The sequence below is a fragment of the Actinomadura rubrisoli genome (assembly GCF_004349215.1).
Classification (GTDB): Bacteria; Actinomycetota; Actinomycetes; order Streptosporangiales; family Streptosporangiaceae; genus Spirillospora; species Spirillospora rubrisoli.
On sequence record NZ_SMKU01000395.1, the window covers coordinates 1 to 7876 of the forward strand.

7 protein-coding genes and 1 pseudogene are annotated in these 7876 nt (G+C 69.2%); 1 reads left to right on the plus strand and 7 read right to left on the minus strand.

The features are described from left to right. Together E1298_RS48845 and E1298_RS40745 are read right to left on the minus strand one after the other, a co-directional pair. A pseudogene (locus E1298_RS48845) lies at window positions 1-518 on the minus strand (hypothetical protein); the annotation flags it as partial. Between the two features lie 210 nt (window positions 519-728). Beyond that, on the minus strand, window positions 729-1883 hold the full coding sequence (locus E1298_RS40745) for an FKBP-type peptidyl-prolyl cis-trans isomerase (RefSeq protein WP_131902734.1): 1155 nt from the start codon (window positions 1881-1883) through the stop codon (window positions 729-731). A 234-nt stretch (window positions 1884-2117) separates the two neighbouring features. On the opposite strand from E1298_RS40745, the gene E1298_RS40750 reads away from it, so the two are divergent. Further along, entirely contained in the window at window positions 2118-2972 is an 855-nt protein-coding gene (locus tag E1298_RS40750) for an exodeoxyribonuclease III (RefSeq protein WP_131902735.1), read from the plus strand. A 16-nt stretch (window positions 2973-2988) separates the two neighbouring features. Here E1298_RS40750 and E1298_RS40755 read toward each other — a convergent pair whose 3' ends face one another. The 5 genes from E1298_RS40755 to E1298_RS40770 form a co-directional block, all read right to left on the minus strand. Next, entirely contained in the window at window positions 2989-3783 is a 795-nt protein-coding gene (locus E1298_RS40755; RefSeq protein ID WP_131902736.1) for a bestrophin-like domain, read from the minus strand. A gap of 250 nt (window positions 3784-4033) precedes the next feature. Beyond that, on the minus strand, window positions 4034-4798 hold the full coding sequence (locus E1298_RS40760; protein WP_165975903.1) for a class I SAM-dependent methyltransferase: 765 nt from the start codon (window positions 4796-4798) through the stop codon (window positions 4034-4036). A gap of 26 nt (window positions 4799-4824) precedes the next feature. Next, window positions 4825-5871, minus strand: coding sequence for a hypothetical protein (locus E1298_RS48850; RefSeq protein WP_165975904.1), 1047 nt, complete (start codon window positions 5869-5871; stop codon window positions 4825-4827). Between the two features lie 120 nt (window positions 5872-5991). Continuing rightward, a complete protein-coding gene (locus tag E1298_RS40765) occupies window positions 5992-6867 on the minus strand; it encodes an SAM-dependent methyltransferase (RefSeq protein WP_165975905.1) in 876 nt (291 codons plus the stop codon). Then, a complete protein-coding gene (locus E1298_RS40770) occupies window positions 6864-7394 on the minus strand; it encodes an ATP-binding protein (RefSeq protein WP_165975906.1) in 531 nt (176 codons plus the stop codon). The genes E1298_RS40765 and E1298_RS40770 overlap by 4 nt, the downstream gene beginning before the upstream one ends. Window positions 7395-7876: the final 482 nt, after the last annotated feature.

Genomic DNA, 7876 nt, shown 5'->3' on the forward strand with positions numbered 1-7876 from the left:
CCGCCGGGCCGTCCGCCGGGTCCGCGCGGTGGCGGCGGCCCGGACTCGCTGGACGATTCGGTCTCGGCCGGATCGGCGGTCTCGGTGGTCTTGGCGGGTTCCGTGGTCTTGGCGGGTTCGGTGGAGCCTGCGGAACCGGTGGACTCGGCGGATTCCGTGGGCTCGGTGGGGGAGTTCTCGACGGTTTCGGCGTCGGGCCCGGGTTCGGCTTCGTCCCCGGACGGGAGGACGTCGCCGGGGCTCTTGTCGCCGTTCTGAGATATGCCGCCCTCTTGGGCGAATTCGGCGTCTTGTAGGGATTCGTCCGCGCCCGGTTCCGCACCCGGTTCCGCGTCGCCTGAGGTCATCGCCCGCGCCGTGGCCGGTTCCGGGGCCTCCTTCGGCGCCGTGACCTGGTCTTCCCCGGCCTCCGCGGCGACGCCGGAACCGTCCGCCGACGAATCGGCGGCGCCGTCGCGGTCCAGGTCGCCCCGCCCCTTGGGCCTACCGCCCTTCGGACCCTTTTTTCCGTTGCTCACAAGCCCCCCGTGATTATTGCGTTACCGACGATACCTGAGGGCATCCGTGCGTCGGGCAGCTCAATGCACACTCTCCCCATTAAGACGACGACCCATGGGCCCGCCGGGTTGACGTGACGCACGTCGCAGCATCGGGAACGCCGAGCGGCGGGGCCCCCGAAGGGTGCCCCGCCGCTCGTCAGCACGCGCACCGCCGTCCGGCGGCGGCGGTCACTTCATGTTCTTGGCAAGGATGTCCACAACGAACACCAGGGTGTCGGTGCCCTTGATCCCGGCCTGCTGGTTGCCGTTCTTGCCGTAGCCTTCGGCTGGCGGGAGGACGAACAGCAGCCGGCTGCCGATCTTCGCGCCCGTCAGGCCCTTGTCGAAGCCGGGGACGGTGCCGCCGGTGCCGACCGGGAACTTCGCCGGGCTGCCGGAGGCGTAGCTGGAGTCGAAGACCTTGCCGCCGTCCCAGATCTGGCCCTGGTAGTTGACGATCGCCTCATCGCCCTTGGCCAGCGCCGGGCCGTTGCCCTCGATCAGCGTCTTCACCTCAAGCTTGGACGGCGCGTCCTCCTTGGGGATCGTCACCTTGGGCGCCTTACCGGCGCCCTTGTCCTCGACCTTGGGGAGCTTCTTGTCGTCCAGCGGCTTCGCCGTGCCCTGCGGGACCGCGTTCTTGTGGACGGTCGACTGCACGTCCACGACGAACACGATCGAGTCGCTCTTGGAGAGCCCGAGCTGCGTGCCCTGTTCCCCGAACCCCTGCGCCGGCGGGATCTCCAGGACGACGCGGCTGCCGGCCGTCTGGCCGATCAGCCCCTTGTCAAGGCCCTTGACGCCGCTCTTGCCGACCACGAGCGGGCGGTCGGGCTGGCCGGGCTGCGTCTTGTAGGACGAGCCGAGCTCCTTGCTGGTGCTCTTCTTCTTGGAGTCGTCGTCCGAGGTGGCCTTGGCCCACTGGTAGAAGACGTACTTGACGAACATCGTGTCGCCGTCGGCGATGGCCGGGCCGTTGCCCTTGATCGCGGTCGTCACCTTGAGCTTGCTGCTCGGCGCGAGGTCCTTGGGGATCTTCACCTTGGGCTGGGCGGCGAACTTGCCGCTCACCGTGATCTTCGGCCCGGGACGGGTGACGTACCACGCCACACCCGCGCCGATGGCGAGCAGGCCCACGACGATCCCGGCGATGGTCGCGAGCCGGCGCTTGCGGGCCTGCGCGGCCGTCAGACCGGACGGCCCGGACGGCCGCGACAGACCGCTCCCGCGTCCGGCGCTGATGCCGTGCGGGGTGAACTCCGGGCTCCGGATGCTCTTGGCGTTCGGGATCTTCGCCTTCGCCTTGACCGCCGGCTCGCCCCGGGGCTTGTCATCCTCGGACATGGTTCCTCACTCGCTCCGGGTTCGACGACATCACGAAAATGACCACCCTTCCACTGCCGGGCTAAGCACAGCGTGAAAACCGAGCAAAGGCGGCCGAACCGCAATCTACCGGTCATGTCCATGGCCGGCGCCGGATGGAGAAGGGCGCATGGCAGGGGACGGGAGCCGCCAGGATACTGCCGCCGGCCCGTCCCGCCTACGCTTCGACGCCCCGGCGAATGGCAGGCTTGGAGCATGCGCCTCGCGACCTGGAACGTCAACTCCGTCAAGGCGCGGCTGCCGCGCCTCCTTGCCTGGCTGGACGAGACCCGGCCGGACGTCCTGTGCCTCCAGGAGACCAAGTGCCGCGCCGACCTGTTCCCGGCCGCCGAGGTCGCGGAGCTGGGATACGAGACGGCGGCGCATGGCGACGGCCGCTGGAACGGCGTCGCTGTGCTGTCCAAAGCAGGTCTGGAGAATATTTCACTGGGTTTCCCGGGCGAGCCCGGCTACGGCGGTGAAGATCTCGAATCGCCGGAGGTCGCGCAGATCGAGCTCCCGGAACTGGTAGAGGCCGCCGCTTTGCCGGGCCCAGAAGCGCGCGCGATCGGCGCGACCTGCGGTGGGATCCGGGTCTGGTCCCTGTACGCGCCGAACGGCCGGACGCCCGCGTCGGCGCACTACCGCTACAAGCTCGACTGGTTCGCGGCCCTGCGCGCCGCCCTGGCGGACGAGGTGGCGGAGGGCCGCCCGCTGGTGGCCTGCGGCGACTTCAACGTGGCACCGGACGACGCGGACGTGTGGGATCCGTCCGTCTTCGTGGACTCGACGCACGTCACGGCCCCCGAGCGCCAGGCACTGGCCGAGCTGCGGGCCCTGGGCCTGCACGATGTCGTCCCGACCCCGATGAAGGGGCCCTTTCCCTACACCTACTGGGATTACCGGGCGGGGATGTTCCACAAGAACATGGGCATGCGGATCGACCTGTTCTATGCCACCGAGGCGCTCAGCGGACGGGTCGCGGCGGCGTACGTCGACCGTGAGGCCCGCAAGGGGAAGGGGCCGTCCGACCACGCCCCGGTCGTCGTGGACGTCCAGGACGACGACTGACGACTGCTCTCCTCGGTCATTCGTGGAAGAGGGTGGTCTGCATGAGCTCGAAGTCGTCCGGGGCGATGCTGAACTCACCGCGGAACGGGTGGTCCATGACCGCGATGAGGAAGATCATCATCGCCACGAACACCGCGAAGAGGGCGGAGATCAGCAGGTGCGCGGCTATCGCCTTCACCTCCAGCATGCAGACCAGGGCGAGGTTGATGACCGCGCCGAGCGCCAGGACCCACCACAGCGGGGCGGGCAGGCCGGCGGTGACCGCTCCCAGGCGCAGCCTGCGTTTCTCGACGAAGGTGTTGTACTGGCGGAGCGCCTCGGCGTGGATGGCCTCCTGTCCGGGGGTCTTCGGCTCGAAGGCGGTGAGGTGGGCCTGCAGCTGGTCGGTCAGGGCCACGCCGCGCTCGGGGACCACTCCGCGCCTTTGCTGCGGCCACGCCTCGGTGATGATGTAGCGGGTGTACCCCTCCACGTCGGCGCGCAGACGGGCTCGGGCGGGCTCGGGGTAGGAGGAGACGTCGCGGTAGAGGGCACCCAAGGCGGTCGCCTCGGCACCGACCGTGATGTCCGCTTCGGAATAGGTGCTGTAGGTCGCGGCGGCGATCAGACCCAGCAGGAGGCCGTAGAACAGGCCGGTCCCGGTGAGCACCAGTTCGATCAGCCCGTTGCGATCCCCCTCGGCCTCCTTGGCGAACAGGGCCCGCATCACCGGGCGGAGCGTCCACAGCCCCAGCCAGGCGATGGCCACGGCGGTTCCGGTGAATATGGCGAAGAGCAGCCAATTCGGCAGGTCATAGATCCAGTAGAACATCCTGCTCCCAACGACCTGTAAGGGGAACGTCGCTGTATGTGACAGTGCAGGGCGCGGGTGCGGGAGTCAAGGAAGAGCAAGCTTCTTGTCGACGCTGGGCAAGGGGTCGGCAAGGCGCTGGGCAAGTGGCGCGCCCAGTGACGGACGGCGGGCCGACCGGAGGGGCTTCCCCGCTAGGTGTCTCGCCGGGGAGCCCCTGCGTCCCGTCCATCCGTCGGCCCTACCCCGGGGTAGGGCCGACGGACGCGGGTCAGCGGCGCTCGGCGATGAGAAGGATGAACATGGCCGTCGGGAAGCCCTTGCGCCACCACGGATCGTTCAGCAGCATGTCTTCCGTAGGGTGGGGTTCGCGGAGGTCCGCGATGACGAAACCGGAGTCTCGGAGCGTTCCAGAGTAGAACTCCAACGGCCGAAGCCACGATGTGATCATCGATGGGGATTCCAGCCCGTCCACCATGAACCGCTGGTCGACCCCCCGGGACGCGAAGTACCGCGACGCCGGGACGGAGTTCATCGCGCCCTGCTCGGAGTTCTCGACGTAGAAGCACGGGTGCAGCGTCAGGATGATCAGCCGCCCGCCGCTCTTCAGGACCCGCCCGAACTCGACGATCGCGGGCCCGGGGTCCTGCAAGTGGCTGAACAGGTGGTTGCACACGACGAGGTCGACGCTGTCGTCCTCCACGGGCATCGCGTCGACGCTCGCGCGGGTGAACGACAGCGAGCCGCCGCCCTCGACGGCGACGCCGCCCGCCGCGTCGATCAGCCCCTGGCAGGCGTCCACGCCGACGACGTGCGCGCCGCGCGAGGCGAGCGCGCGGGCGAAGTAGCCCTCGCCGCAGCCGGCGTCGAGGATCCGCAGGCCGTCGCACGGGCCGATCGCGTCCAGGACCGCCGCGTCCGTCAGCTCGGTCCGGTACCGGTCGCGCCCCTCCCGGATGATCTTCACCCAGTACTGCGCGTTGGACTCCCATCTCTCCCGTGTCAGATTCGCGATCGCTCGCGCCGTGTCTTCCACCAGCCCCCCATTCCTCGGCATGGACCTCAGGCCATGCCCTTGAGCCGACCCACCAGTCTGTTGCAGGTGTCTCGGATTCTTCTGTCCCGGCATTCGTCCCCGCGCAGCTGCAGAGCCTGGATCAGCTCGGTGAGCTTGCCGCCGAACGTGGGGTCGCGTTTCAGGGCCAACGGAATGTACGTCGACGCCAGGTAGTACACGTAGGCGTCGTTGTAGCTCGTGATCTCCCGCAGGACCTCTCGTGCCGTGTTGTGCAACAACAGGGAGCTGGGCAGGGTGAAGTCGGAGCTGATCCGGCCGTCCCGGGTGTAGGTGGGGAAGGACCATTCCTCCAGGGCCGCGTACACGGGGGTCGCGTCGAGTTCCTTGCGGTACCTCTCCGCGAGTTCGAGGTCGTTCGAGCTGATGAGCGAGCCCATCACGACGCCTCGCATCATGAAGGCGGTCTGCCGTCCGGGCACCTGGAAGCCGAGATCGGCGTCGAGTGCCCCGGTGACCTTGCTGACCTGGTGCGTGAGGATGTTGAGGGCCAGGATCGAGTGGAAGGAGTAGGTCTTGCGGTTCAGGCGGGGAGCCAGCTCGATCGAGGACTCGAAGAGCCGGTGCGGATCGATCAGCAGGCCGTGGCCGCGCTCGGTCGAGTAGAGCGCCTCCAGCGCGCGGTCCTGCTCGCGCCCCCAGAAACGGGCGATGAAGGACGAGGTCTTCTGCGTCGCCTGGCCCCGCACGATGTGCAGCGCCGCCTCAAGGGCGTTCAGGAGGTGCTGCTGGGCGACGGTCGAGCCCTCCAGCGCCTTCAGATCGACCGAGAGCCCCTCGGAGTGCAGGTCGGTGACCAGCGCGTCCCGCCGTTTGCGGATGGCGTGCGCCATCGAGTACTCGGCGATTCCCGGCACCGATGACATGAGGCTCTGCAGCGACCGGCCGCTGACGCGGTCCAGCCATTCGGTGTTGTCCCACAGCCGGAAGACCGTGCTCTCGTCCAGCCCGGAGAAGGCCGCCACGTCGGACATGTTGAGGCCCATGTCCTTGGTGATCTCGGAGAGGGACTTCGGCTCGCCGTCCGTTGTCATCACTCGCCCTAGAGCCGGGACCCGCTGACTTTCCAAGCGTAGCGAAGTACCAGGCGAAGGGAAGCGATCATGAGGATGAGTAATGATCCGGTCACTGATGGTCGACATCATGGCGGCGCGTCATTCCGGCTTACGGCCGATGCACCCGACAAGGGGCATCGGGCCGATAATTCCGGCCGCGCCGACCGCCGCCGCCGGGCGGGTGCAGTCCGCAACGGGCAAATTCGCTGGATACGGGCCGACCATTTCCAGGTCCCCGCAGATCGCAATGACCTCGTCCCGGCTCCTGGGCGTGAACGGGACCCCGGCCTCCCGGAGGAGCCGCGCCGCCGCGTCCAGCCCGGGCGTCCGCTCCATATGGGTGATCGCCACGTGGCTTCCCGCGGGCAGACCGTCCAGCAGGGCGTGGACGACCCCGCGCGGATCGTCGGCGATGAAATGCAGGACGCCGATCAGCAGCACCCCGACGGGCCGCTCCAGGTCGATCACCTGCCGGAGCTCGGGATGGGCGAGCAGCGCGGCGGGCTCGCGCGGGTCCGCGCAGATCGCGCGCGTCCCGCCGTCGACCGCGAGCAGCGCCCGCGCGTGACAGACCACCATCGGGTCGTCGTCGACATAGGCCACCCGGCAGGACGGGTCGGTGCGCCGCACGATGCCGGCGACGTTGCCCGACACGGCGCCGGGCGGACCCAGGACCGGCAGCCCGCATCCGAGGTGCAGGAACTGCCGCAGGCCGGCCTCCGCGAGGCGGCCGGCCGCGTGATCGAGGAACGCCCGCTCGGCCTGGACGAGCCGGGACATGACCGGCGCCTCGGCGAGCGCCCGTTCGGCCAGGTCCCGGTCGGCCGCGTAGTTGTCCTTGCCGCCGAGAAGATAGTCGCCCAACCGGGCGACGCTGGGGGCCGTCGCGCCGACACCCGCGCGGACCGCCGCCTCCTCCTCGGAAGGAGAGGCGGCGGCCCACTGGCGCAGGCTCAGCACGGACCCCCTGGTCACGGCAGCCGCCACCCTTCCCGGATGGCCACCCCGAACCAGAAGGTGGCCGTCCCGTTCCTGTTGCGGTGGCTTCCGAAGTCGGCCGAGAGGGTCTTCATCAGAACCAGCCCCCGGCCGTGGTTCTGCAGGGACTCGTCCGGCAGCCGCGACTGCCCGGGCGGCGTGCCGCAGTCGGCGACCTCCACCCGGACGAAGCGGTCGATGTGCAGGACCGACAGCGCGACGGTCCCGTTGCGCCGCGGCCTCGCGTACAGCACCGACTGGGTCAGCGCCTCGCTGGTCAGCAGCTCCAGATCGCCGAGCTCGGACCGGTCGGCGCCGAAGTACTGGCCGACCAGCTCGCGGACGTAGGAGCGGCCGAGGCGGACCGCGGCGGGAGTGGAGGCGAGATCGAGCTCGCCGAGAAGGCGCCCGGAGGACTTACCGTTGTTCCAGGCGGATGTCGGGGTAGCGAGTTCCAGCGAGGGAGCGGGGGCCGGGGCCGGTACCAGAACCGGTGTTCCCGACCATGCGTCTGGTGCGTTCATGGCAGCGACGGCTTCACGTCTCCGTGTCGGGCTGTAAGCGAACATGTGTCCAATGGCCTGCTGGGAGTCGGACATCGGCAAGAGCACTGCGAGCGGATCGAGACCCCGCTCACACAACAGCGACTCTGACGCACATGCGGGTGGCGAGTCACCGACGGTTGCGCGCGCGCAAGGCCCCTACGGCTTCCTGCGGAGGGTCACTCCGCGTCCCTGATCCGCAACGCTGACCGTCCTCGCGCCCCCGCGGCGCCACCCGCCGGGCCGTCCGACGCCCGGAGTCCCTGAGCTGCCCCTTCGGACAACCTCCCGGCCCCCTAGACCCGGAGTCGGGCCGGCGCATCACCGGTAGGACGCTTTGGCGAGACAAGGGGAACAGGCCGGTGAGGCTCACCATTCTGGGCCAGTGGAGGCGCATGGGGCGAACGGTGCGATCGAGCCGCCGCCGAAGCTGAGGGACAACTGAGCCGCGCGCTCGGCAGCGA